We start from the raw sequence: 24,363 nt of genomic DNA, 5'->3' as shown, positions 1-24,363 counted from the left end.
CATGAACCAGGGTGGTCCCGCAGCCTCATGTTCGTGCCGCCGGGGTGTGCATATGAAGACGCGACAGTTCAAGAAGATCGAGTTGGCCGCTCCCAAGCGCGAGAAGGTCTGCACCCCTTCCCAGGATCCCGACGCCCCCCCTTGCTGAGGGCCGCGTACCTCCGCCGGTGGCGGAGAGATCACGGAAAAGGTGCCCGGGTTCATGCGCTGGCTCGAGACCGAAGGAGGGCGTGTCCCGCAGGTGACCTCCCGGCTCACCCCGGCCGACCATCTGGGCGCCTGCAAAGCCCGTTGGGGCATCAACAGGATGAACTTCCTCGTTCCCCCCGGCCTCTACGCGGTGGGCGAGCCCGACGCACAGGCGCCGGTCGTGGTGACCGCGAACTACCGGATGACCTACGACATCGTCCGGGGCGCGCTTTCCGGGCGCAGCGTCTGGCTCCTCGTGCTGGAGACTTTCGGGATCAACGTCTGGTGCGCGGCCGGCAAGGGGACCTTCGGCACCGGCGAACTGGTGCGGCGCATCGAGGCCGTCATGCTTAGCGAAGTGGTCGGGCACCGGCGCCTCATCCTCCCCATCATGGGGGCGGCCGGCGTCTCTGCGCATCGGGTGAAAAAACAGAGCGGTTTCGAGGTGGCCTACGCCTGCGCCTACGCCGCCGATCTCCCCGAATACCTGGACAACGGCCAGGTCACCACGCCTCGCATGCGCGAGCTCTCCTTCAACTGGTACGACCGGCTGGTACTGATCCCGGTGGAACTGGTCCTCGCGGTAAAGCCGATCGCCCCGGTGGCGCTCCTCGTTTTCCTGGCAGGCTGGCTCCTCTTCGGGATTGCCGCCGCAACCGCCGCGACCCTTGCCTTCTTGGGGGCGGTCTTCACCGGGGTGGCGGTCGGCCCCGCGCTCCTTCCCCTGCTCCCCTCGCGCAGCTTTGCCGTCAAGGGGGCCTTTGCCGGGCTCGCCTACTGCGCTCTGCTCTACCTCTTTTGCGGAGGGAACGGGTGGGGGGGGACGACGGCGCTGGCCGCTTTCCTCGCCCTCCCAGCGGTCTCCTCTTTCTACACCCTGAACTTCACCGGCTGCACCACCTATACCTCGAGATCCGGGGTGAAAAAGGAGATGCGCCTGGGACTTCCGGTCATGGCGGGGGCGGTTTGCGTCGCGCTTCTGGTCCTTATCGCCGGCCGGGTCCTCACCTGGGGGATGTCATGAAAGGGTTCAGGTACCTGGCATCGGTGGTGACGCTCGAACTGAACGCTGCGCTTTGCGTCGGCTGCGGCAGGTGCGTCGAGGTCTGCCCGCACCAGGTGTTCCGCATCGAGGAGAAAAAGGCGGCCCTTGCCGACCGCGACGCCTGCATGGAGTGCGGCGCCTGCGCCCTCAACTGCCCCACCTCCGCCATCAAGGTGGACGCAGGGGTCGGGTGCGCGAGCGGCCTCATCAACGAGTGGCTGAGGGAGAAGAAGCTCCCGGGCCTTAAGGGATCCGGTTGCTGCGACTAGCGGCGCACCCTCCGGCTTGACTATCTAACCCGGTCTGTTAAAAACTCCCAATGCGCGAAGGGGGCCGAAAGGAGACAGACTATGGAAAAGCAGATGGTCAAGATCACTTCCTGCAACGTTACGCAGTGCGCCTACAACAAACACAATTCCTGCCACACGCTCGCCATCACCGTTGGCGGTCCCGGTGACACCTGCCCCGAGTGCGACACCTTCATGCAAGGGAGCCAGAAGGGGGGCATCATCGATGTCCAGGGGGGCATCGGGGCCTGCAAGGTGGAGAACTGCAGTTACAACCAGTCCCTCGAATGCACCGCCTCCGCCGTTGATGTCGGCATGCACGAATCGCATCCCGACTGCTTTACCTACAAACCGAAGTAACCACCTCGCGGCGCTTCCCCGTCAACCGGCCCCCTTCCGCATACCCATTGCCGCACGCGCCGCGATCGTTAGACTTTTTCCCGCCATCGTGTATCTTTTACCCGTTTTGATCATGGCAGGCGCGAGGAGGGAGACCATGGGGAGCGAGCCGTACGTGGACCAGGAGATATGTATAGGATGCGGGCTTTGCGTCGGCATCGCGCCGGAGGTGTTCCGGCTTAACGAAAGCGGCGTCTCCGAGGTCTACGCCAATGACCCGGGGGAACGTGACAAGGTACAGCAGGCAATAGACAGCTGCCCGGTCAACTGCATCAGCTGGCGCTAGGCACCGGGAGGGGAGGGGGCGATGACGAACGAGCTGCGGGACGAGAGGCTGAAAGAGCTGGCCGAGAGCAACTACGTGATCCTGAAGCAGACCTACTGCTCGATGCGGCAGCTAAAGGATCTGGTGGACCGCCTCCACGAGCGGTACCTCGAGCAGGGTACCACCTTCGAGATGGATACGGTGAGCGCGCTCAAGCTGACCGCCGATGGCGCTTTCGAGGAGCTGGAGCGCTACCTGCGCCCTGAATGCGATCCCGACAGCGCCGATGACAAGGCCCGGGCGGAATGAGCAAGGCCGCCCCCCCCCTGCATGGAAAAAGCCCGCCGTTACGGCGGGCTTTTCCTTGTCCCGGACCTTTTTCCCGCTACAGCTCCCTCAGGTTGCTGAACTCACCCCATTCAAGGTAGGTCCTGGGCGTCTCCACGAAGGAGTAGATGTTCTCGATCTTCTCCAGGTGCCGGCGCTCTTCCGCCGCCAGCATCTTCAGGCTCCTGCGGGTCCTCCGGTCCGGGGCCGCGGCCGCCAGCTCCTCGTAAAAGCGGATGTCCCGCTCTTCGTTTCCCACCGCGAAACGGTACAGGTTCGGATCCCGCTCGCACTCATCCAGGAGTTCCCGCTGACTCAGAAGCGGCCTGAAGCTGCAGGCTCCGTGGTTGAGCCCCGTCACCGCTCCCCCTTCCATCCGTTGTTTCAGCCTCAAAAGTCTGCCTTTGTGTTCCTCTTCCGAGGCGGCCAGCATGGAGAAGAGCATCTTCATCTCGGGCTCCATGGCCTCCTCCTTCAGTCCCTCGTAGTATTCCCTCGTCTCTTCCTCTATCTTTATCGCGCAATCGAAAACGTTCATCGTGTGCCTCCTTTGCACAGTGACAGTGCTGCTGTCTGTCCATGACCAATTATACCAAAACGCGCATCGTTAATGATAGATCAACGCTCTGCTGTGAGATGAGGTAAACACGGTGGAAAAGCGGGCGTGATTGAGGTATCTTTGTCCTCCGCCGCGGCCGCGGCCGCGCAAAAGAGCAATTGCATCATCGGGAGGTCCCTTTCATGGCACAGGAAGAAAAAAAAGAGCCTTGGCTCAACTACCTCGCCCTCACCACCGTGGTCCTGGCCGTCTGCGCCACCCTGGCCACCTTCAAGGGGGGCGGCTATTCGACGAGGTCCATCCTGGTGCAGAACCAGGCCTCGGACCAGTGGGCCTTCTACCAGGCCAAGAGCATCAAGCAGTCGCTCGCCGAGATGGACCGCGGCCTTTTGGAGCGCGAAGCGCACCGGGGGGGGAAGACGTCCGATCCGGCGGCGGTGGCGGCCCTCAAGGCCTCCGGCGACCGCATCGCCAAGTACGAGAAGGAGAAGGCGGAGATAAAGCAGAAGGCGGAGCTTTTGGAGAAGGAGCGGGACGCGGCCCAGCGCCACGGGCGTCCGTTCGGGGTGGCGGTCATCTTCCTGCAGGTCGCGATCCTGCTCTCCTCGATCGCCGCTTTGTTGAAGAAGAAGTACGTCTGGGTCGCCGGCGTCTCGGTCGGTCTCATCGGCCTCGTCGAATTCGCGAACGGCTTCCTCCTCTTCATGTAACGGGAGAAAGCCCGGCCTAAGGCGCGCGGCACCGCTGCCTTGACCCGGAAGGAGGAGAAGTGCGGTTTTCATCCGGACAAATCTGCGCCGTTCTTGCCGCCGTTATGTTCGGCGTGTCACCGGTTTTGTGCAAGCTCGTCATAGGCGGGATGTCGCCGCCCCTTCTTGCCGGGCTTCTCTACCTCGGCTCCGGAGTCGGGCTGCAGGGTGTGCTCCTCGCGCAGAAGAAAAGCTCACTTCGGGAACTGCGCGGGCTCTCTCTTAGGCACCGGCTGAAGTTGGCGGGTGCCGTGGTCGCCGGGGGCGTCATCGCCCCGGTCTGCCTTGCCTTCGGCATCAAGCACGGCACCGCCTCCGAGGTGTCGCTTCTTCTGAACCTGGAGACCGTGGCCACCACCCTCATCGCCTGGCTTGTTTTCAGGGAGTACATAGGTCCCTACGTCTGGTCCGGCAAGGTGCTCATCCTGGCCGGGGCGTGCCTCGTGGTCCTGAAGGCGCAGGGAGGGCTCACCTTTTCCCTGCCGGGACTCCTGGTGGTAGTCGCCTGCGTCTTCTGGGGGATCGACAACAACCTCACCCGCGACGTCGACGAGATCTCCTCCACTGTGCTCGCCTCGGTGAAGGGGCTTTGCGCCGGTGCCTTCTCCTTGCTCCTCGCCCTCATATTCCCCGGTGGGGCGGTGACGGCGGGACAGGTGATCGGGGCGATGTCGATCGGCGCCGTGAGCTACGGGCTGAGCCTCGTCCTCTTCGTCGAGGCGCTGCGCAGGATCGGTGCCGCGAGGACCGCGACCTTTTTCGCCGTGGGCCCCTTCTTCGGGACGCTTCTGGCTGTCGTGCTTCTGGGTGAGCGCCCCCCCGCCGCCTATTGGGTCGCCACCGCACTCATGCTTGCGGGGATCTTCCTGCTTTACCTCGAGGTTCACTGCCACCGCCACAGCCACGAGGAACTGGCGCATGCCCATCCCCACGTGCACGACGAGCATCACTTGCACGAGCACGAGGAGGGAGAGAAGGGGGAGCCGCACCATCACTTCCACGTCCATCACCCCGTGACCCACTCCCACGTCCACGCACCCGACCCGCACCACCGGCACGGGCACTGAGCTAGAGCCAGCCAAGCCGCTTCGAGGCGCCGTAGACGAGGTAGATGCCGAGGCCGGTAAGGAAGACCCCGAACATGAGGCGCAAATGCGGTCCCTTCATCTCGTTGGCCAAATAGGCCCCCATCCAGGCCCCGACCAGCATGGTCGCCGCGATGAAGAGCGCCGCCTTTATGTCCACGTTGCCGTGCCGGTAGTACTCGAGCGCCGCGGCGAGCCCGATGGGGGGAAGGAGGACGGCGAGGCTCGTGCCGGTCGCCCGGTGCTGGGAGAAGCCCGCCCAGTAAACCAGCGCGGGGACGATGACGATCCCTCCCCCCACCCCGAAAAGCCCCGAAGCCACCCCTCCGCATATCCCTATGATGCAAAACAGCACCCACTGCGGCATGTTCACCTCCCTGCCTCATTAGTTCGGCACGACCGCCTTTGAGAGTACCAGATGCGGTCCCCTTTTCACCTCCGCGCCTGCCCCGGCTGCCTGCTGCGCGCACCCGATCGATTGTAAAAATAAAATTAAAGTTTACAAATTCGCATCCGATATCCCACCCATGCTCTTGAAACCGCGCGGAAGCGGCCGGCCTCCGCGCACCACGACAAAGCCAGGGAGGGTATATGTCGCTTGCTTCGAGGTATTCGTTGGCAACCAAGTTGGGAGTGGGGCAGGGGGTGGTGATCATCGCCGTCATGGCAGTTCTGACCGCGGTCCTCACCGCCGCAGTGAGCAGGCGGGTAACCGGGGACGCCGAGCGGCACTTCGCGCTGCAGACCGAGCTATTGGTAAGCTCCATGTCCTCCTACCATGGCGCGCTCAGCGACGGCGCCGTGAAACTCGGCGACCTCTTCCGTTCCGGTTTCCCCGGAAGCTTCGAGGTGGACCACTCAAGTACGGTCAGGACCGGAGAGCGGGAAACTCCGGTGATGCTTGCCGGCACCACGGTCCTTAACGGGAACACCGGGATCGTGGACCGCTTCACCAAGGCGACCAGGGGTGTCGCCACCGTCTTCGTCAGAAGCGGCGACGATTTCATCCGCGTCGCCACCTCGCTGACGAAGGAGGACGGCAGCCGCGCCCTAGGTACCGCGCTCGACCGCAACCACCCCGCCTACCGGCGCCTTTTAAACGGCGAGGACTTCACCGGCAAGGCGACCCTTTTCAACAAGGACTACATGACGCGCTACCTGCCGCTTAAAAACGGCCAGGGGCGGGTGATCGGGACCCTGTTCGTCGGGCTTGATTTCACCGACGGCCTGAAGGCGCTTAAGGAACGGTTCAAGGGGGCCGTGGTGGGGAAATCCGGTTACGCCTTCGCTCTGGAGGCGAAAGACGGACCGGACCAGGGGAAGATGGTCATCGAGCCGGCGAGTGCCGCGGCGCTTCCCGCGGAGGTCGGCAAGTCGGTCCGGGATATGGTGCTCAGGAAGTCGGGGGTGAGCCGCTACGCCGCGGCCGGGACGGGGGAGGAAAGGGTTCTGTTCTTTCGGTACTTCCCCGAGTGGAACTGGATCGTCTGCATCGGCGCAGCCGATGAAGAGCTCCACGCCGTGGCCCACGTGGTGCGGAACACGGTTGCAGGCTCCATCGCCGTTGTCTGCCTCCTGCTGGTCGGCGTATCCACCCTGCTCGTGCGCCGGTGGGTGACCCGCCCGGTGGTGCGCCTGCTCGATGGGATCGCGAGCTATGCCGCCGGGGACTTTGCCTCGGTCGGTTCTGTGACGGAGGACGCGGCGGAGCCGGTGGATGAAGTGGAGCGCCTCACCAGGGGGGTGGATGCCATGGCGCTTTCGCTCAGGCAGATCCTGGTCAGGGTGTCGGACTCCGCCCGGGAGGTGAGCGCCGCCGCGGCACAGGTGAGCGTTTCGGCCGAGCAGATCGCGACCGGCGCGGACGAGGTGGTCGGCAAGACCGCAGGTGTTGCGACCGCCGGGGAGGAGATGTCGGCGACCTCCAACGACATCGCCCAGAACTGCCAGATGGCGGTCGAGGAGGCCCAGCGGGCGACCCAGTCGGCGCATAACGGCATGGAGGTGGTGGGGAGAACGGTTGCGGTGATGGACCAGATCGCGGCCAAGGTGCAGGAGTCGACGGCGACCGTGGCGAGCCTCGGCGCGCGCAGCGACCAGATCGGGGAGATCATCGGCACCATCGAGGACATCGCCGACCAGACGAACCTCCTGGCATTGAACGCCGCCATAGAGGCGGCCCGCGCCGGAGAGCAGGGGCGCGGCTTCGCCGTCGTGGCCGACGAAGTGAGGGCACTCGCCGAACGGACCACCAGGGCCACCCAGGAGATCGGCGTGATGATCAAGGCGATCCAGGCGGAGACCAAGGACGCCGTGGCGGTGATGGATCAGGGGGTGCAGGAGGTGAAGGCGGGGACCGACGAGGCCTCCCGCTCGGGGGCGGCACTTGCCGGAATCCGGGAGCGCATCGAGGCCTTCACCATGCAGATAAACCAGATCGCCACGGCGGCCGAGGAGCAGACCGCCACCACCTCCGAGATCTCGCAAAGCCTCCTGCAGGTGACCGACGTGGTGCAGGGTACCGCTTCGTCGGCACGCGAGTCCGCCGTCGCCGCGGCCCAGCTAAACGGCACCGCGCAGGAGTTGCAGCGCCTGGTCGGCCGGTTCCGGCTCGCCTGATGGGCCGGAACATCAGGGCGCGCCGTTGCAACGTAGCCCCATCGAGGTAGCACTTTCCAGCCGCTGAATCTGAACACCCCCCCGGATGTCTTTAGTTGTTTGACACGGAAAACTGTATATGGTATTGAAGTGCGCAAATACCATTATATGGTTTTGTCGGGCAGCCGCGGGGGGCGTTCAGAGGAAGCGGGCCATGAAAAAGGGGAAGGAAAAAACGGACTTCAACCGGAGCGTCATCCGGGCGCTCGACGTTCTGGAACAGTTCCTCGGGGACGACCACGAAATCAGCTTGACCGAGCTGAGCCGCCGCCTCGGGCTGCCCAAAAACAACATATTCCGGTTGCTGGCCACCTTGGAAGTGCACAATTACCTCGGCAAGGACGCTTTGACGGAACGGTACCATCTCGGCTTCAAGACGGTCGAACTCTCCCAAAACGCCTTCAGGCAGCGTGGGCTGGGAAGGTCGCGTGGTGTTATGGAGCGGCTTGTCACCGCCTGCAACGAAACCGCCTGCGTCTCCATCATGTCCGACTACAGCGTGATCAACCTGGACGCCGTGCAGTGCGATCACAACCTGCGCGTCATGCCCCCCCTCGGCGTGCAGCTCCCCGCCTACTGCACCGCGCCGGGGAAATCCCTCCTGGCCCACTTCGCCGAGGAGGCCATCGTCAGGTATGCCTCCACCAACAAATTCGAAAAGCACACACCCCACACCATCGTCGATCCGGAGCGCTGGAGACACCAACTGCGGTTGGTCGCCCAGCAGGGGTACGCGGTCGAGATGGAGGAATTGAACGAGGGGGTGACGAGTGTCGGAGCGCCGATCCGCGACTACACCTCGCGCGTCATCGGTGCGCTCAGCATCCTGGGGCCTTCGCAGCGTTTCCCGCTCGAGCGGATGGAGCGGGAGCTGGTGCCGTTGTTGAAACAGGGCGCCGCCGACATCTCGGCCAGGTTCGGGTATTAGACGGCGCCGGTCGCGAAACGGGCGACGGCCGACTGTGGATGAAATGGGTTCAATACATATGCGCTGCCGAAGTCGAACATTTCCAGTTCTCCCCTCCCTCGACGGGGTGGGGCTGGCGGTGGAGTTGCTGAACAGATAGCCGGGAGTTTCAGGAGATCGCCATGCGAGCATACGCAGGGTTCGAACAGGGCCCCATACGTCCCCCAAGCGAGGCGGAAAGCCTCCTCATCCGCGTGAACCGGAACTGCCCCTGGAACCGGTGCACCTTCTGCTCCCTCTACAAGAAGCGGAAGTTCTCCATTCGGCCGCCGGAGGAGGTGATCCGCGACATCGACTGCATTCATCACTTCATCAAAAGGATCGCTGCGGGCGAGCCGCTCCAGTCACTGGTCGGGAACCGGCAGGAGGTGCCGGCGGCCTGGAGCTGGTACTGCTCGGGAATGGAATCGGTGTTCCTTCAGGATGCCGACGCCCTCACCTACCGCCCGGAGCACCTGGTGCGGGTTCTCGTCCACCTGAAGGAGCGGTTCCCGGAGGTGAAGAGGATCACCTGCTACGCACGCTCCGCGAGTCTCGCCCGCATACCGGACGCAGCCCTCAAGGAGCTCGCCGCCGCCGGGCTGAACCGGATCCACGTCGGGATGGAGACCGGCTCCGACAAGCTTTTAAAGCTGGTGCGAAAGGGGGTGACGAAGGAGGAACAGATCGTGGCCGGCCTGAAGGTGAAGGGGGCCGGGCTGGAACTCTCCGAGTACTTCCTGGCCGGGCTCGGCGGGACGGAGTTTTCGCGGGAGCACGCCGAGGAGAGCGCCGAGGTGATCAACAGGATCAACCCTGACTTCATCCGCTTCAGGACGCTGCACATCCTGGAGGGACAGGATCTCTTCCCCTCGAACGACATGGATTTCCGCTTCGCGCCGGACCTGGTGCTCGCGAGGGAAATCCTCACGTTCCTGGAAGGGCTTGGCGGCATCACCAGCTCGGTCAGAAGCGACCACGGCTACAACCTCTTCCAGGAGTTGAACTGCGACCTCCCCGGCTGCAGGGAGCGGATGGCCGCGGTGCCGAGAAGGTTCCTCGAGCTTGAGCCGGAGCAGCGGATGTATTTCCAGGTGGGGAAGCGGACCGGGCACCTGCTGCGGCTGGACCAACTGAAGGAGACCGGGCGGATAGCCGCCGTGCGCGATATCTGCCTGAGAAATGGGGTCACGCCCGAAAATGTCGATGCGCGGATGCACGAGCTGATGCAGGAGCGGATGAGAAGAGGGATCTACGGGTAGCGTGTGCCGAGCCTTCAGAGGTGAAAATGCCCGGTTGTTCATTGTTGATTCAATTCCTTGTCCTAATGCCGTAGTTGCCAGTCGCTTAATACCCGATATGCTCATTAATAACGCACGCAAAGAAGCTGCGTCTCTACGTCCGCGCGTCCGGCACGGAAGCTCTTAATATCGGGAGGGCATATGGAACTGGAAAACCTGTTGCTGGAAGTGACGGATCGCATCGCAACGGTGACGATCAACCGCCCCACGGCCATGAACGCGATGACGAGGGGTACCCTGGAGGAGCTCGAGCAGGTCGTCGTCGAGATCGAGCGGGACCAGGAGGTAAGGGCGGTCATCGTGACCGGGGCGGGGGCGAAGGCGTTCGTGGCGGGTGCGGACATCGCGGTCATGCGTGACATGATCTCGGCCGAGGCGCGGGAACTCGCGCTTTTGGCGCACCGCATTTTCGCCTCGATGGAGGCTTCCTCCAAGCCCTTCATCGCCGCCGTCAACGGCTACGCCCTCGGCGGCGGGTGCGAGCTGGCGCTCGCCTGCGACATCCGCCTCGCCTCGCAAAACGCGAAGTTCGGCCAGCCCGAGATAAACATCGGCATCCTCCCCGGCTTCGGCGGGTCGCAGCGGCTTCCAAGGCTTATCGGCAAGGGGAGGGCGCTCGAGATGATCCTGACCGGGGAGATGATCGACGCCGCCGAGGCGTTGCGCATAGGGCTCGTGAACCGGGTGGTCCCCCAGGATGAACTGCTTTTAGAGGCGCGTACCCTGGCGGCTAAGATCGCCTCCAAGGGGCGCGTCGCGGCGAGGCTCTGCAAGGAGGCGGTCGTGCACGGCCTGGAGATGGACCTTGCGCGTGCCTGCTTCTACGAGGCGGAGCTCTTCGGCTACAGCTTCTCTACCTTCGACCAGAAGGAGGGGATGGGGGCGTTTTTGGAGAAGCGGCCGCCGGAGTTCCAGGACCGCTGACGGGGCGGGGGGATCACCCCTTTTTCTTGATCACGAAGAGGGCGCGGAATTCGGCCACCTTCGTCTCGCCGTTGTAGATGTCGGCCTCCCCTGCGATCTTTCTCTCCCCCTGCGGGACTGCCCTTGCCTCGGCACGGACCGTCCCCTCATGTACCGGGGCGAGGAACTTCAGATTCATCTCCACGGTGACGAAGTCGGTCCCCTCGGGGACCATGCTCTTGATGGCCATGGCGACGGCGGTGTCGGCGATGGAGGTGACCGCGCCGCCGTGCATGAGCCCCTTTCCCTGCGCGAGCTTCACCTTGAACGGCATGCTGAGCACGGCGCGGCCGTCCCTCACCTCGTCGATCCGCATCCCCAGGTATTCCTCGAAGGGGGCGCAGGCGATCCATCCCGGCAGCCGGAATCCCGGCCGGTCAGCGCTTACCAGCTCCTCGTAGTCGTACATCTGTCGCTTTCCCCCCTCATGGTCGTTCCCCCCCGCACATGCTAAGCACCTCGTCCATGGCCTTCTCGTCGATCCGGTGCCCGGTGTCGCAGACGACGTGGCGGTACTCCATGCCGCGGCTGAAGCTCAGCCAGGCGTAGCAGTCGAGGACGTAGTTGTTGGCGAAGATCTCGATGACGCGGCCCCCCGGCTGCGACCAGACCACGTTGGTGAGGCCGGCGCCGTGCGTCCCCACCACCGTCTCCGCATCGTGAAAGACCCGTATCTGCTCGGCGAAGGATAAATCCTCGCAGTGCAGGATGGTGAAGCCGATCTCCTTCAGCCGCTGCTCCAGCAGTTCTTCGCCGGCCAACCGCCGCCTGCTTTTCCCCCTCGAGACGTAGATCCTGCCGCCGCGTCCTGCACGCGGTAGAGCCCCATCCGCCACTACCTTCCCCTTCACCGCGCTTTGCAGCATGGCGATCACCCGGGGATCGGTGAATTCCGGCTGGGTGTGGTACTGCGGCACCACCAGTCGCTCGACACGTACCGGGCCCGGACATCGGATGAAGCGCTTCTCCGCGTCGGTGCCGAGCGCGGTGGAAAGCCCTTCGCTCACGTAGCGCGGCACCTCTTCCGGGAGAACGATCCTCACCTCGGGGAACCTGGCAACGGTGAAAAGCAGGTTCGGCAGCACCTCCATGAGCCAGTGAAAGTAGTTTGCGGGGTGGCAAACCACCACAGGCTCCGCACTCGCAAGTGCGGTCACCGGCAGGAGCGGCTCGTGCAGCACGTCCCCCCAGTCCATGATGCGGCGCAGGGAACCGACGCTCTCTTCGATGATCCGGTTCCCGATCCAGGCCATGCCGGAGAATGGGGAAACCGTGGCGTCATTCAAGAGGTAGAGGTTGCGCCTGTTGAATACCGCCTCGGTTCTTATGAATGGTGGATACGTGGCGCGGGTCTCGTGTTTCACGATGCGCGCGTCGGTTACCGGGATGATGTCGAGGATGTGTCTGCGGATGTTCGGGAAGTACGAGGCCTTCTCAAGGGACTCGATGCTCGATTTCGGCATCCTGCCCACCACCGGCCCGAGCAGGTCCCTCGATATGAAGCGCAAAAGCTGCTGGCGCCTTTTTGCCGTCGTTTCGCTTGCCTTCATGGCCTAGAGCCTGTTCGCCTCGTTCTTGTGGTAGACGTCGAAGAAGATGACGCTGTTGTCGGTGACTTCGGAGCAGAAGCCGCATTGGGAGTGAAGCTTGTGCCCTTCCTTGCGGCAGAGCTCGCACCAGTGGTAGATGAGCCGGTAGTCGCGCCGCCCCACGTACTTCTTCAGGCGGCCGTGGTACTCTCCGTGCATCCAGCCGTCGGCGTCGCTCGGGTTCAAAAGGAGCCGGTCGATGACCGACTGGATGCGCGCGTGACCCGGCGGGTCGTGTTTTTCGATCTTCGCGATCTTCGTCTTGAAGGAAGGGGTGGCGAAAAAACTAAAGGGCGTCATAACGACCTCTTCGGCATCGGACGGCTCCGGGAGCCGTCGGGATTTTCCTGACGTGCGGCCGGGCCCGATGCTAGCACACCGCATCTCTTCTTTCAATGGCCTCCCTGCAGCCTGAAGGCGCCGGTCCCCTCACGCAGGACGCCCACCTGGCCGGTGAGCTTCGCCGCCCCCGCCTCGAGAAGCGCCGCGGCCTGCAGGCAGCGGTCCGCGTCGGCGTTGATCTCGGCCACCGCCGCTGCGATCTGGGTGCTCTCCTTGGCCTGCACCGCGCAGGCCTTTTCGATCTTCTGCGACATGTCCGAGACGTCCAGGATCGAATTTGAGATGTCGCGCCCCACCTTGCTCTGCTCGCGGGTCGCCCACTGGAACTGTGCGGCCAATTCTTTCATCTGCTCAGAGGCAACCATGATCGCTTCCTTGGCTCCGGACTGCTCCCTGATGGCGCGTTCGATCCGCTCGGTCATGTCGGTCACCCGGTCCATCGCCTCCCGGATGAGGCCCGTCCCCTTCGCCTGTTCCGCCGTGGCCCGCGCGATGCCGCTTATGTGGCTTCTCGCGGTGGAGACGCCGCTCACGATCTTCTCCAGGGCGTCGCCGGAGCGTGAACTCAGCTCCTCTCCCGCCGCGATGCGCTGATCCGTCTCCTTGAGCGCGTTCACCGCCCGCTCGGTCTCTTCCTGCACGCCGGCGATCAGGCCGGCTATCTCGCTGGTGGAACGGGCGGTGCTCGAGGCGAGCATCTTGATCTCCTCGGCGACCACCGCGAAAGCCTTGCCGTGCTGGCCGGCCTGCGCCGCGATGATGCTTGCGTTCAGCGCGAGCAGCGAGGTTCTCTTGGCGATGTCGTCGATCACGGAGGATATCGCCCCGATCTCGTGCGTCCTCGCGGTGAGCGTCGTGATGACCTGGTTGGTGACCCCGGACGAGGCGCGGATCTCGCTTATCCCCTGGCGCATCGCCCGTACCGCCTCGACCCCCTTGAGGGCGTCTTGTTCCACGACCTCCGCCACCTCTGCGGTGAGCACGGCGTTTCCCTTTACCGTGTTGGTGGCCGCTTCCATCTCCAGGATCGATGACGCCGTCGACATGGAGGAGGAGACGAGCGCCACGGTGTGTTCGCCGATCTCGCCGCTGGCGCTCGCGCTCTGCATGATCGAGGCGGTCACCTCGGCGATCAGCGAGGTGAGTCGCTCCGCGTTGAGGGCTACCTCCTCCGTTGTCGCCGTCATCTCCAGGATCGATGCGGAGGACTCCGACGCAGCACGGGCGAGCCGCTGCGTTTCATTCTCGATCTCCTCGGCCTTGCCGGCGATGGTCTCGACGTAGGACGACGTCTCGATCACTTTGCCCTGCTGGCGGCGCGCGGCCGCCACAGCACCCGCGGCTTCGGCGGAGAGGTCGGCCGATATTCCCTGCACGCTTTCCGCGGACCCGCTCACCCTGCTGATCATGCCGCGCAGCTCGGTCACCATTGCCCTCAACGACTCGAGGAGTTTACCGGCCTCGTCGTCTCCACCCGCCGGAATCGCCACGGTGAGGTCCCCCGTCGCCACGGCCTCGGTGATGGAAACCGCCTTCTTCAGCGGGGCGAGCAGCAGGCGCGTGAACCAGGCGGCGATGCAGCTGGCGAAAAGGGTGAAGGCAAATGCCAGGGCGATCACCGTCGTTCGCGTGTGTTCGAAGGATTGGAGGAAATCCGCGGTCTTCACCCCGACGTATAAAGCGCCGATCACCTGCCCGCTGTTGTCACGGATCGGATCGTAGGCGGTGAAGTAGGGGGTGTTGAGGATCGGCGCGACGCCACGGTAACCTTCCCCCTTCTTGAAGAGGGCATCGTAGGCGGGACCCTCGAGCCTCGTCCCCACCGCTCGGCTGCCGTCCTCCTTCACTACGTTGGTGGCCACCCTGACGTCATTCATGAAGATGGTGGCCGTCCCGCCGCAGATCTTCGCCACCTTGTCGGGAAGCTCGTTGTCGCCGTTTAGGACGCAGTCCCCCGCCATCAGGCGGCTCCCTTCGACCCGGCATGCTCCCTTTTGCCTGAGCAGCTCCCAAAAGGTGTTGAGCCTGCTTTCCTGTGACGCGGTGGCCACGCGCACCATCTCCCGCCTCATTTTGGCCAAAGAGACGTACGTGGTGACGCTCACCGCGGTAATGACGATGGTGACGGTCAGTATGGTGCCCTTCTTTACGATGCTCAAATTCACCTGTGATCCTTGTCGTAACTTAGAAAGCGGTCGTTGCCGGTATAAAAGTTGGATGTTGTCGTGCATGAAAAGCTTTTCGATAAGACATGCACAATTAACCGTTTCACTTGGTGATTGTCGTGGTGCGGTTTGTAGTGCAATATTCGGTAACGTAATTTTAAAATTACGTATATATCACACGGCCGGGAAGAAAATAAAGCGCGATCCCGGCCTTTGATGTATACGGTATCCTGCTTGTAACTTATCGACTGGCCGTTTTATTTTTCAATAACAGATGGCGATCGGTCAATAACTTCTTAAGTGGCGAAACGAAGGAACTTTGCGGGCAGGGGCCAGTAGAAAGGTACTGTAGATAATTCTGGGAAAACAGGGCGTCGGTCTCCACGAAGTGCCGCACTCGGCTTCAGGTTCCCCCCCCTTGTGAGGTTCATCCGGGAATTCCGGGGATGGCAACAGGAGTGTCCACGAACAACAAGAGTGTCCACGAAGCGCTGCAACTGGCGTCGCGTTCCCCCCTTTGCGAAGGGGGAGCCTGCCCCCCGTAGCCTTGGCAAAGGGGGGGCAGGGGGATTTGATTTAAATGGGGGGACTTACTTTAGGGGCTGCTTCTTCTCAGGCATCCGAGGGAGACCCCCGCCCCGATGAGAGAGGCGCCGGCCGCGAAGCGCAGCAACCGGGAGACGCCCGAGCCTACGCTGCAGCGACCTAAACGCGAGGAAGACGCTGCGTAGATGATGAGCACGCAGGAAGCGGTGGAGAGGTGAATGAGCGCGAGGGCGGCAAGTTGGACGGCAATCGGCTTGCCCGGCGTCACGAACTGCGGGACGAGGGACCCGAAGTACAAAAGCGCCTTCGGGTTTGCCGCGTGCAGGGCGAAACCGCCCAGGAAGGAGCGACCCGTGCCGCAGTTGGCTGTGGCTGTCTGCCGCGCAACCGAAGCGGAGAGCCCCGAAAGCAAGATCCGCACGCCCAGGTAGACCAGGTAGACGGCGCCGGCCCATTTCATGATGGTGAACAGTTGGTACGATGCGGCGAGTATCGCGGAGAGTCCCGTCACGGAGAGGACGATATAGAAGGCGTCGGCGGCAAGGATGCCTAGTGCGGCCGGAAGTCCGGAGCGCATGCCGCCGCGCATCCCCTGCGTTGTCACGTACAGGACCGCCGGTCCGGGGATGGCGGTTGACGCCAATGAGACCAGAAAGAAGAGGGTGAGCAGCTTCATCGCGGCGCGGTGGTCAGTATTCCCTGGGGGGCTCGGCGTAACCGCACTCGGGGTTTTCCTTGAGATGCACGAAGTGCGCGACGTGCTTGTCTCCCGCCGCGCGCGGGCGGACCGGTTTGCCGCATTTGTCGCATTCGAAAAGAAGGGAGTACTTCTGTTCTGCCGTAGCGCCCTCGCGTATGGCGAGCGCTTTGTCGACGCTGATGATGTGGCCGAAGAACTTGCACTGTAATGCCATGCCCATTTCCTGCTCCTTCACGAACTCGGTCTGTTTTTTCGGGCGGATAGCCGGATGCTTCAAGCTCTGCTCCCCCGTAGCACCACATCTCCAGCAAACGCGACGGTGGTGCCGGATTGCTAAAACAATGTATTATTTTTCGTCAAAGTTGTCAACGGTGCATATCGGTGCCAGGGAGAGGGGCGTGCCGGAGGTGATGATGGAAGGGGGGCTTTTCATTTTGTATTACTAACTTTATTGTATGTGTTTTGCGCCGTTGCTGTATGAAATGTCCCAAAACCAACACTCTTTACTGTTACTCGCAGTCAACGACTGTATCTACATTCAAGCGTCCTCTGTAAGATTCGTAAAAAAATGCACACGTGAAAATTTTTACAGTGTCTTTAAATGGCAGTAATAATTCAAAAATACCGCGAGTGACAAGTTGCTAGTAAAAAATGGAACACTTAATGTTTTTTCAGCAAGGAAGCGCGGTAGTGATTTCGCATGCTTACAAAAGGCATGCTTTGTGTTTCAAGTGAGATTGCATATTCCGCGTCCGCGGTATGCGGGCTCTACGAGCCGATCCCAGCAAAGGAGGACAGTCGCATGAAACTACGGATTCTCACGGCAGCATTACTGATGGCGGCACTTACCGCTGTCGCAACTGCAGCGCAGGCAGGCCCCTATGTTGGGGTCAACGGTGGAGTCGCATTCTTCCATGACAGTGATTTCAACGATGGCATCGAGACGACAACCCTTACCTATGACCTGGGCTTTGCCGTCGGGGCCAGCGTCGGATTTCAGTGGGAGAACGGAGTCCGCCTGGAGGCCGAGTTCGGCTATCGAAAGGCGGATACTGATACCATCGATCTCGTAGGGATGGGTGCGGTGCCCGTCGAGGGGGATCTCAGGGTGATGAGCTACATGCTCAATGGTTTCTATGACTTCCCGATCAAGTCGGTTGTGCGTCCCTTCCTTGGGGCGGGTATAGGTTTGCTCGACGGCAGGCTCTCCGACACTGAAGAGCATGCGAGCGACACCGTTTTCGGGTACCAGGCCATGGCCGGCGTGGCCTTAAAGGCGGCCCCGCACATCACCTTGGACCTCTCTTACCGCTACCAGGGCGCGGCAAAAGACTTCAGCCTGAAGGGTACCGAACTCTCCTACGGTTCCAGCAACGTCATGTTCGGGGTGCGTTACGATTTCTAAGCTGCCGGTTGCTCAGTTCCGGTAGAAGTCCATGAACTGGTTCCTCAGCCGCTCGTCGGGGTTTTGTTCGTAGAACTCGTCCTCGGTGAACGAGAAGCGGTACCCTGCTACGTACTCCGAAACGATCCGGTAGGCCGCGTTTATCAGGCGGATCCTTTCCGGGTCCCCCTGCGCACCGGCATCGGGATGATGGCGCTTGACCAGCTCCCGGTGCCGGGCCTTTATCTCGCCCAGCGTCGCCCGCTCCCCAAGCCCCAGTATCTGCAGCGCCTCCTGCAGGTTCACGTAGGTCATGTCAGCGGCTCCTAAAGAGAGCGTCCAGCGTCGCGTCTATCTCGGCCAACACCTCGTCGGGCAAGCGCTCTATGTGCACGATCCGCTGCACGAGATCGGCCTGGACGAAGTCGGGGAGGAGCTTCACGATCTCGCCGGCGTCTTGCGCCGGGAGACGGGCGAGAAGGACCGCGATGGTCTGCGGCTGTTCCTGCAACAGCTTTTTCGCTATGGCTCGGTAGTTCATGCTCTGCTCCTTTGCGGCCGGGTCTCCCGCCCGCTGCACTATGGCACCTCGGCCTCCCGGCGCGGCGCGTTCTTGAGGAAAAGGGCCGCGAGCAGGGGAAGGGTGAAGATAAATGCGTAGAAGAGGAAGTAGAAGCTGCGCGCCACCCCCGCCGCGTCGGCCAGCTTTCCCACCAGCGGACCGCTCACCACGAAAAGAATCCTGAAGGAGACCGATTGCAGCGAGAGGGTCGCCGCCCGGTTCGCGCTCGATGACTCCTGCTGGGTGTGGGAGAGCATCATCGGTCCCCGGAAGCCGCGCATGCAGGTGAGCAGGTAGTAAAAGAGGAAACCCCAAATCCCCGCGCAGAGTCCGAGGCCTAGGTACCCCGCCGCCGTCAGCGCGAGAAAGAGCAGCACCATGCCGCGGTCGCCCAAGCGGTTGTGCAGCCGGTGACTCCCCAAGGCGCAAAGCGCCACGGTGAGGTTGGCGCCGGCCCAGACGGGACCGAACCAGGCGACCGGCACGCGGGCGTGCTGCATGTAGGGCTGGATCAGCCAGACCGGGTAGAAGGACGCGACCCCCAGCACCGTGTTGAGGAGGATCGTATAGCGCAGGTGCCGGTTCTCCTTAAAGGCGTAGCGTGCGGTGGCGATCGCCTCGGCGAGATGGGAGCGGGCGGGCGTATGCTCCCGTGGCGTTTCGACAAGGCGGCTCGTGACGGCGAGACCGGCTCCCCATACCGCGACCTGCAGCACGAAGGGGAGCCTCGGCTCGAAGGCGTAGATCACCCCGGCCATCACCGCTCCGGCTGCCTCGCCGATCTGGGCGAAGCCGTGCATGCGTCCCTGATGCAGGGCGTAGGAACGCTCGTCCCCCTGTGCGCGCAGCGTCTCATAGAGAAGGGCGCTGTCCGAGCCGCTTATGAAGGAGAGCGACATCCCGAGGGTGATCTCCGCCAGCAGCACGGTGGTGAAGGAGTTCGCATAGATGTAGATGCCCCAGCCCGCCATGCCGAGGGCCGCGGCGATGTTGAGGGCGCAGCGGTAGCCGACCCGGTCGCTTATGTAGCCGGCCGGGTAATCGAGTGCCAGGGTCGCCACCGAGAAGATGCTTTGCAAAAGCAGGATCTGGGTCAGCGAAAGCCCGATGTGGTCCTTCCAGAAGAGGGTTATGATCGCCATCGGAAACAGCATCATCTGCAGGAAAGAGAAGACGTAGAGCTTTCGTATGTTCCCGGAGAGACTATTCATCACAGCATCCGTACCCGCTCACGTGCGAATTTGCAAGGAGATTCTGGACGATCGGCGGCGTCAGTCGACCGGAGCGGGCATGAATCTGTTGACATTCAAGAAGTTGTATATATATGATTGGGCAACGGAAGCATCCCCGAAAGAGCGGTTGCGACAGTTACCGTCAGGCTTGGGAAAGGTTCTTCAGAGAATACTGGGGAACGGGAGTGCAGCTTCCCACGAAGCACTGCGTGAGCCTGACGAGGGGGGATTTAGCCTGGCCTGCCTGGCATCCGGGTGAGCAACGGAGCGCTTTTGTTCCCTTTGTAAAAACGGGAACCCTGGGCGCGGCGACGGCAGGTTTAGTGGGGCTACTTCAGTCAGAATAAGAGTTCAAGGGGAGGGACATGGCCGTACTTATCTTCATCATATGCTGCATCTGGCTCGCGATCGCGCTCATAGCGCTATTCTGCAAGTCCGATTGCTTCACCAGGTGGTAGGGGGCGTCATGGAGGCGTTACGCGAGAAGATGGAGACCTGCTGCAGGGACCTTCGGTCCGCACCGCAGTCTGCCCGCCGCTAAAAGTCCGGCAGGAACTCCTTATCGCACGGGCAAAGCAAGCGGGTGAGAACTCCCCCGACTGCCGGACCGCCTCCCCTTGTTGACGCCCACATGCAAAGATGCTAGGGTTGGGAACCTTAACGACTAAAAGATTCGAGGAAAACACAGCCGTGATCTCAACCCGTCTTTTTCATGCCGCCCTTTTTACCCGCCTGACCGCAGCCGCGTTGCTGCGCGGTCTCGCACGTTCCATGTCGGTGCCGGAGGGAAGGGTTTAGCTTTTATCGTACAGACCAACACCAAGACCCCCGCCGGCATGAGCCCGCGGGGGTTTTTTATTGCCCGAAAAAAGGAGAATAAAATGAAGCAAAGCGGTAAGGGTAGGCAGATATTCATCACGGAGTTCGACCTGGAGCGTCTCGAGGAGATGATCGGCGGTGTCGAACAAAGGTCGTCGCGCGACGGCAGATACCTTGCGGAACTGGAGCAGGAATTGACAAGGGCAGAGGTGGTCCCCTCCGCGGGCATCCCCCCTGACGTCATAACCATGAACTCGCGGGTGCGTCTGCAGGATCTCGATTCCGGCGAGGAGTTGGAATATACCCTCGTGTTCCCGGCAGACGCAGATCTGGAAAAGGGACGGATATCGGTGCTAGCCCCGGTAGGGACCGCGCTGATAGGCTATCGTGCCGGCGATCGCATCGCCTGGGCGGTGCCCGGCGGAAAGAAGAAGCTGAAGGTGAAGAAGGTCCTCTACCAGCCTGAAGCGGCGGGAGATTTCCACCTGTAACTGCGGTCAGAGCAAGCCCCGCCGGAGGCGCAGTCCCGGCGGGGAGCATGGTGTCAGGCGGTGAGGCGTGTCAGCCAGTAGACGGCGGGGATGGTTCCGAAGGAGAGGATGATGCCTATCCCTATCATGGCCACGGCGAGGTCGGCCTCCATCCCGGCGACGACGGCGAGCGCACCGGCCGTCACCATAGGCGGCATGGCCGCTTCGAGGATCGACACGTCGACCACCATGCCGGCAACCCCCGCCATCCGGCAGACCGCGAGGGCGAGGAGCGGTGCCGCCGCGAGCTTCAGCGACAGCCCGAAGGCAAGCGGCCCGAGCACCCTGCGCGGCAGTCTCAGCCTCATCTGCAGGCCGATCGCCGTCATGACCACTGGGACGAGGGTGAGAGAGACGTTTTGCAGCGCCTGGGCGAGCTTCTCCGGGTAAGGCCAGGAGCGGGCGGCAAGGGCGACCAGCAGGGCGATGGTGGGGGGGAAGAGAAGCATCTTGCGCACCATGGCCGACAGGCGCACCGATCCGTCCTTGCCGTAGAGGGCAAGAATCATCGAGCCGTAGGTCACCATGATGATCATGGTTCCCAACTGGTCGTAGATGATGAGGTAGGGAAGGCCGGCCGCTCCGAAGAAAGCCTGGACCATGGGGACGCCAAGAAACGAGGTGTTGCCTAGCGGTACCACGAGGAGCAGCACCCCGACCGATGCACGATCCCAGTGCCACAGCCGTGCCGCCCCGAGTACTGCGGCCACCGACAGGAAGAGCATCCCCCAAGGCACGAGCGCGGCGGTGAGGATGTCGCGTGAGAAGACGATCTGCGGCACCTTGAGGAGGATAAGCGCCGGCAGCGACACGTAGAGGGCGAACATGTTCAGCACTTGCGCCGAATCCTTCGGGAAGGCCTCGAGACGGCGAAAGAGCATCCCGAGCAGTACGAACACGCCGATGATGATGAAATTTTCCATTCCTGCCTGATTCTCCTGCAATGCCGCAACCGGCAACTCAGATCCGGTTCACGTCTATCATAGCCTCGCCCATGACGTACTCCGTCTTCGCGTCCCTGGACGCTTCCGCCAGTCGCGCCACGATGCGGCGTATCTTGTCCAGCTCAAGCTGCATGTCCGAAAGATGCGTCCGGACCTTTTCTTCATCGCCGACATCGCGGGAGGCGAGGCGGAGGTGCCAGAGGATCGCGGTGAGCGGGTTGTTGAATTCGTGGCTTATCGCGACCGCCATTTCCCGCAGCAACTTGAGCCTTTCGAGCTCTAGGGCCATCTGCTTTTCACGCCTCGAAGCGAGGTGTAGTGAGACCCGCGCCAGGAGTTCCTCGGGGTGGAAAGGCTTCACGATGTAGTCGTCCGCCCCTGCCTCGAACCCCTTCACCTTTTCCCCCCCGGAATCGCAGCCGGTGAGGAATATGATGGGGATCTCGCGCGTCCTCACATCACCCTTCAACCGGCGGCAAACGTCATAGCCGTTCATCACCGGGAGGTTCACGTCGAGCAGAATCAAGTCCGGGGGCATTTCCACCACGGCGGAGAGCGCCGATGCGCCGTCTTCTTCCACCCTGACCTCATATGCGCCTTCGAGTATGTCGCGCAGATGGGCCTGCGACACCTTGCTGTCTTCTACGGCGAGTATCTTTTTCATAGGTGCTCCCGAAAGACCTGATCTCCCGCTAGGCCAAGTACCATTTCATAAAAAGGGGAGTTTGCCAATGCAAAAAAGGTCCGATGGTCAAGTGATCGTCGTCGAAGGAGCGGTGCCTTGGAATGAAGGGACCGGTTGGGGAGGTCGGTACGGGCAGCGCCGAGTTTTTTGCAAAGGCAGGAAAAGTGGGGAAATAAAACACGAGAACCCGCCGCCGCGGGTTCTCGTGTAAGTCTCTTGCGGGTGTTGTGGCGCTGTCAGATGTCTAGATCTCCGGTGAGTAGCGCTTCTCGCACTCGTTTTTGAGTTTCAGGTACTCATCCTTTGAGATGGTACCCGCTGCGAGTTTCGAGTCGAGCGTCGTGATCTCCTTGTTGCGTTTCTTCTCAACCACCGATACCGTGCTCATGTAGTTGAGCGTTTCGGCACCGTTGTACCCGCTGACCGGGTCCCATGCCACGGATATCGGCCAGCAAAGCAGGTTGACGATGCCTATGCCGTAGTTCCTGGTATAGAAGGACCCTCCACCAGGAAGGATGCCCAGCCATGCCGCCGTAGCGGGATCCTTCTCCTGGACCGCCAGTCCGTTGTTGCGGTACCACTTGAGCTCCGCTTTTTGCGGTCCGCTCAACTCCGTGGCACAACCGGCGAGCACCGCGAGCAGCAAGATCACCGCTGTCGTCATTGAGGCAACTGTCCCTTTAGATCTCATGATCGTCCCTCCTTTTCCGATTTCGGTGCGGCAAAAGGGTGCCGGGTTTTCCGGCCCGGTCGACGCCCCTTGTTGCTTAAAGTCGGGGAGATCTGTATCAGTGGAGCAGCGCCTTGTATCCGGCAATGATTAAAGAGGACCATGCATCACAGACCTCTGTCAAAAGAGTATGTCTTAGTGAGATGAAGTCAAGCTCTTTGATGCATGAAAAAGAGTGTAAGTTTCTGATTAGCTGCATGAATTGCATTGAAAAGAGGGTGGGCAGGAGACTGCATCGGGCCGACGGCAAAAACCGGAGCTCCTCTGCGAGAGGCTCCGGTTTTTGCATCCGGTCACTTAACCAGCTCAGACAGCGCCCGTTGCGCAAAAATGGAATGCACCTTCTCCGTTGGATGTATGCCGTCCCAGAACAGGAAGGTGTTGGGAGTGCTACAGGCGTAGGGGGCGAAGCCGGGCGTGACGCAGGTGGCGTCGACGACGCTGAGTCCGAATTCGGCCGGGTTGCCGACTATTTCTCCCAGCGTGCTGAAAAGGTCGACTCTTACCACCTCCATGTCGGCTAGCTGGGAGGACATCGAGGTCAGAAGGTAGTCGAGCAGGTAGTTGTAGTATTGCGATATCTGGCGGGCTGCGGTAGCCGCTCCCGGCACTACTTTGTCGGTAGCGATGAGCGCCGGGGTAAGAGAGAGATCCGGAGCGAAGCAGACCAGGAACTTCCTGGCGCCTGCGTTGTAAAGGGCGGTGATGTTTGACTGTACCGACGACACCGCCTGATCGATGATGCCGGGATTCTGCTCATCGAGGGCGTCCCTTATGTCATTGCCTCCGAATTCAATGACGTAAAGGGCGTCTGCCGGGGCGTGGCCGCCGAAAACGTTGAGGAAGGTGTTTACCTCGTAGCTCATGGTTGCCTTGCCTGCCTTGTCGCATGCCCTGGCCCCGCCGATTGCGTAGTTGGTCGCGGCGCCCCCGAAGTCGCGGAAGGCCGGACGGGTGTTGCCCGAAAGCGAGAGCTGACGTGCCAACTGCTCGATCCAGGTCATGCCGTTGCTGAAGTGGTGGCCGCCTCTTGCGTAAGGCCTGTCTGGTATCAGCAACTCGTCGAGGAACTGGTAGGGAGGTGTGTTTGCCGTGCCGGAGATGGCAAATGCGTTGCCAGGGTCGGAGAGGCTGTCGCCGAAGACGATGATCCGGTTGAATGATGTCTGTGCCCCGGCCCACGCCGGTACCATAAGTGAGAAGACCAGAAGAAGCCCCAGTGTTGCCCGCAGCTTGGGAAGAATCGTTGCCATAGAATCCTCCTTTTGAGTGACTGCTTGTGACAGCAACTAAAGATCCATCCTGCTCGAGCCGCCTACCCTCCTTTCTGCAGGTGCAATGAGTGCAAGTCTATGACTTTTA

Annotated in this window: 28 protein-coding genes; 13 read left to right on the top strand and 15 right to left on the bottom strand. The window is 61.9% G+C overall.

The window, feature by feature from the left end; genetic code table 11:
* Positions 1-52 precede the first annotated feature (52 nt).
* The 5 genes from hgcA (at position 53) to D6Z24_RS20935 (ending at position 2,494) form a co-directional block, all read left to right on the top strand.
* Positions 53-1,213 (top strand): mercury methylation corrinoid protein HgcA, encoded by a 1,161-nt coding sequence (hgcA, locus tag D6Z24_RS20955; RefSeq protein WP_281275046.1) that lies wholly within the window; start codon positions 53-55, stop codon positions 1,211-1,213.
* Complete coding sequence (gene hgcB / locus D6Z24_RS20950; protein ID WP_129127896.1) at positions 1,210-1,503, top strand: mercury methylation ferredoxin HgcB; 294 nt, start codon at positions 1,210-1,212, stop codon at positions 1,501-1,503. The genes hgcA and hgcB overlap by 4 nt, the downstream gene beginning before the upstream one ends.
* A gap of 81 nt (positions 1,504-1,584) precedes the next feature.
* A complete protein-coding gene (locus tag D6Z24_RS20945) occupies positions 1,585-1,881 on the top strand; it encodes a DUF1540 domain-containing protein (RefSeq protein WP_129127895.1) in 297 nt (98 codons plus the stop codon).
* 136 nt (positions 1,882-2,017) lie between these two features.
* A complete protein-coding gene (locus D6Z24_RS20940; protein WP_129127894.1) occupies positions 2,018-2,206 on the top strand; it encodes a ferredoxin in 189 nt (62 codons plus the stop codon).
* A 21-nt stretch (positions 2,207-2,227) separates the two neighbouring features.
* A complete protein-coding gene (locus D6Z24_RS20935) occupies positions 2,228-2,494 on the top strand; it encodes a hypothetical protein (RefSeq protein ID WP_129127893.1) in 267 nt (88 codons plus the stop codon).
* A gap of 76 nt (positions 2,495-2,570) precedes the next feature.
* Here the strand turns inward: D6Z24_RS20935 and D6Z24_RS20930 are convergent, their stop codons facing one another.
* Complete coding sequence (locus D6Z24_RS20930) at positions 2,571-3,050, bottom strand: ferritin-like domain-containing protein (RefSeq protein ID WP_129127892.1); 480 nt, start codon at positions 3,048-3,050, stop codon at positions 2,571-2,573.
* Positions 3,051-3,253: 203 nt separating this feature from the next.
* Here D6Z24_RS20930 and D6Z24_RS20925 point away from each other — a divergent pair, with 203 nt between their 5' ends.
* A complete protein-coding gene (locus D6Z24_RS20925) occupies positions 3,254-3,781 on the top strand; it encodes a DUF4337 domain-containing protein (RefSeq protein ID WP_129127891.1) in 528 nt (175 codons plus the stop codon).
* A 59-nt stretch (positions 3,782-3,840) separates the two neighbouring features.
* Positions 3,841-4,887 carry a DMT family transporter gene (locus tag D6Z24_RS20920; protein WP_281275045.1) on the top strand — a complete coding sequence of 349 codons (1,047 nt, stop codon included), beginning with the start codon at positions 3,841-3,843 and terminating at the stop codon, positions 4,885-4,887.
* A 1-nt stretch (position 4,888) separates the two neighbouring features.
* On the opposite strand, the gene D6Z24_RS20915 is transcribed toward D6Z24_RS20920, so the two are convergent.
* Entirely contained in the window at positions 4,889-5,272 is a 384-nt protein-coding gene (locus tag D6Z24_RS20915) for a sulfite exporter TauE/SafE family protein (RefSeq protein ID WP_129127890.1), read from the bottom strand.
* A 248-nt stretch (positions 5,273-5,520) separates the two neighbouring features.
* Between D6Z24_RS20915 and D6Z24_RS21890 the strand changes: the two genes are divergently transcribed.
* The 4 genes from D6Z24_RS21890 to D6Z24_RS20895 all read left to right on the top strand — a co-directional run bounded on the left by D6Z24_RS21890 (position 5,521) and on the right by D6Z24_RS20895 (position 10,734).
* On the top strand, positions 5,521-7,524 hold the full coding sequence (locus tag D6Z24_RS21890) for a methyl-accepting chemotaxis protein (RefSeq protein ID WP_246014711.1): 2,004 nt from the start codon (positions 5,521-5,523) through the stop codon (positions 7,522-7,524).
* 193 nt (positions 7,525-7,717) lie between these two features.
* Positions 7,718-8,491 (top strand): IclR family transcriptional regulator, encoded by a 774-nt coding sequence (locus D6Z24_RS20905; RefSeq protein WP_129127889.1) that lies wholly within the window; start codon positions 7,718-7,720, stop codon positions 8,489-8,491.
* A gap of 161 nt (positions 8,492-8,652) precedes the next feature.
* Positions 8,653-9,771 (top strand): radical SAM protein, encoded by a 1,119-nt coding sequence (locus D6Z24_RS20900; protein WP_129127888.1) that lies wholly within the window; start codon positions 8,653-8,655, stop codon positions 9,769-9,771.
* A 180-nt stretch (positions 9,772-9,951) separates the two neighbouring features.
* Entirely contained in the window at positions 9,952-10,734 is a 783-nt protein-coding gene (locus tag D6Z24_RS20895; RefSeq protein WP_129127887.1) for an enoyl-CoA hydratase-related protein, read from the top strand.
* Between the two features lie 13 nt (positions 10,735-10,747).
* On the opposite strand, the gene D6Z24_RS20890 is transcribed toward D6Z24_RS20895, so the two are convergent.
* From D6Z24_RS20890 to D6Z24_RS20865, 6 genes are all read right to left on the bottom strand, one after another.
* Positions 10,748-11,182, bottom strand: a complete 435-nt coding sequence (locus D6Z24_RS20890; protein WP_129127886.1) for a PaaI family thioesterase — start codon at positions 11,180-11,182, stop codon at positions 10,748-10,750.
* A gap of 16 nt (positions 11,183-11,198) precedes the next feature.
* Positions 11,199-12,323: a glycosyltransferase family 61 protein gene (locus D6Z24_RS20885; protein ID WP_129127885.1), complete on the bottom strand. Its 1,125-nt coding sequence runs from the start codon at positions 12,321-12,323 to the stop codon at positions 11,199-11,201.
* Between the two features lie 3 nt (positions 12,324-12,326).
* Positions 12,327-12,662 (bottom strand): type II toxin-antitoxin system RelE family toxin, encoded by a 336-nt coding sequence (locus D6Z24_RS20880; RefSeq protein WP_129127884.1) that lies wholly within the window; start codon positions 12,660-12,662, stop codon positions 12,327-12,329.
* A 92-nt stretch (positions 12,663-12,754) separates the two neighbouring features.
* Positions 12,755-14,869, bottom strand: a complete 2,115-nt coding sequence (locus D6Z24_RS20875) for a methyl-accepting chemotaxis protein (RefSeq protein WP_162605169.1) — start codon at positions 14,867-14,869, stop codon at positions 12,755-12,757.
* A gap of 595 nt (positions 14,870-15,464) precedes the next feature.
* Positions 15,465-16,091 (bottom strand): LysE family translocator, encoded by a 627-nt coding sequence (locus D6Z24_RS20870; RefSeq protein ID WP_129127882.1) that lies wholly within the window; start codon positions 16,089-16,091, stop codon positions 15,465-15,467.
* A 13-nt stretch (positions 16,092-16,104) separates the two neighbouring features.
* Positions 16,105-16,392 carry a hypothetical protein gene (locus tag D6Z24_RS20865; RefSeq protein ID WP_129127881.1) on the bottom strand — a complete coding sequence of 96 codons (288 nt, stop codon included), beginning with the start codon at positions 16,390-16,392 and terminating at the stop codon, positions 16,105-16,107.
* 525 nt (positions 16,393-16,917) lie between these two features.
* Here D6Z24_RS20865 and D6Z24_RS20860 point away from each other — a divergent pair.
* Entirely contained in the window at positions 16,918-17,520 is a 603-nt protein-coding gene (locus D6Z24_RS20860; RefSeq protein ID WP_162605168.1) for an outer membrane protein, read from the top strand.
* A gap of 12 nt (positions 17,521-17,532) precedes the next feature.
* Here the strand turns inward: D6Z24_RS20860 and D6Z24_RS20855 are convergent, their stop codons facing one another.
* The 3 genes from D6Z24_RS20855 to D6Z24_RS20845 are packed head-to-tail and all read right to left on the bottom strand — an operon-like array spanning position 17,533 to position 19,272.
* Positions 17,533-17,814, bottom strand: coding sequence for a J domain-containing protein (locus tag D6Z24_RS20855; protein WP_129127879.1), 282 nt, complete (start codon positions 17,812-17,814; stop codon positions 17,533-17,535).
* Between the two features lies 1 nt (position 17,815).
* Positions 17,816-18,040: a hypothetical protein gene (locus tag D6Z24_RS20850; RefSeq protein WP_129127878.1), complete on the bottom strand. Its 225-nt coding sequence runs from the start codon at positions 18,038-18,040 to the stop codon at positions 17,816-17,818.
* 38 nt (positions 18,041-18,078) lie between these two features.
* A complete protein-coding gene (locus D6Z24_RS20845) occupies positions 18,079-19,272 on the bottom strand; it encodes an MFS transporter (RefSeq protein WP_129127877.1) in 1,194 nt (397 codons plus the stop codon).
* 902 nt (positions 19,273-20,174) lie between these two features.
* Here D6Z24_RS20845 and rnk point away from each other — a divergent pair.
* Complete coding sequence (rnk, locus tag D6Z24_RS20840; protein ID WP_129127876.1) at positions 20,175-20,603, top strand: nucleoside diphosphate kinase regulator; 429 nt, start codon at positions 20,175-20,177, stop codon at positions 20,601-20,603.
* Between the two features lie 53 nt (positions 20,604-20,656).
* Here rnk and D6Z24_RS20835 read toward each other — a convergent pair whose 3' ends face one another.
* The 4 genes from D6Z24_RS20835 to D6Z24_RS20820 form a co-directional block, all read right to left on the bottom strand.
* Positions 20,657-21,565, bottom strand: coding sequence for an AEC family transporter (locus D6Z24_RS20835; protein ID WP_129127875.1), 909 nt, complete (start codon positions 21,563-21,565; stop codon positions 20,657-20,659).
* Between the two features lie 37 nt (positions 21,566-21,602).
* Positions 21,603-22,250, bottom strand: coding sequence for a response regulator (locus D6Z24_RS20830; RefSeq protein ID WP_129127874.1), 648 nt, complete (start codon positions 22,248-22,250; stop codon positions 21,603-21,605).
* A 265-nt stretch (positions 22,251-22,515) separates the two neighbouring features.
* Positions 22,516-22,962 carry a hypothetical protein gene (locus D6Z24_RS20825; RefSeq protein WP_129127873.1) on the bottom strand — a complete coding sequence of 149 codons (447 nt, stop codon included), beginning with the start codon at positions 22,960-22,962 and terminating at the stop codon, positions 22,516-22,518.
* A gap of 332 nt (positions 22,963-23,294) precedes the next feature.
* Entirely contained in the window at positions 23,295-24,254 is a 960-nt protein-coding gene (locus D6Z24_RS20820) for an SGNH/GDSL hydrolase family protein (protein WP_129127872.1), read from the bottom strand.
* Between the last annotated feature and the right edge of the window lie 109 nt (positions 24,255-24,363).

It is taken from the genome of Geomonas oryzae (genome assembly GCF_004117875.1).
Classification (GTDB): Bacteria; Desulfobacterota; Desulfuromonadia; order Geobacterales; family Geobacteraceae; genus Geomonas; species Geomonas oryzae.
This window is presented reverse-complemented; position numbering and strand designations above follow the sequence as displayed.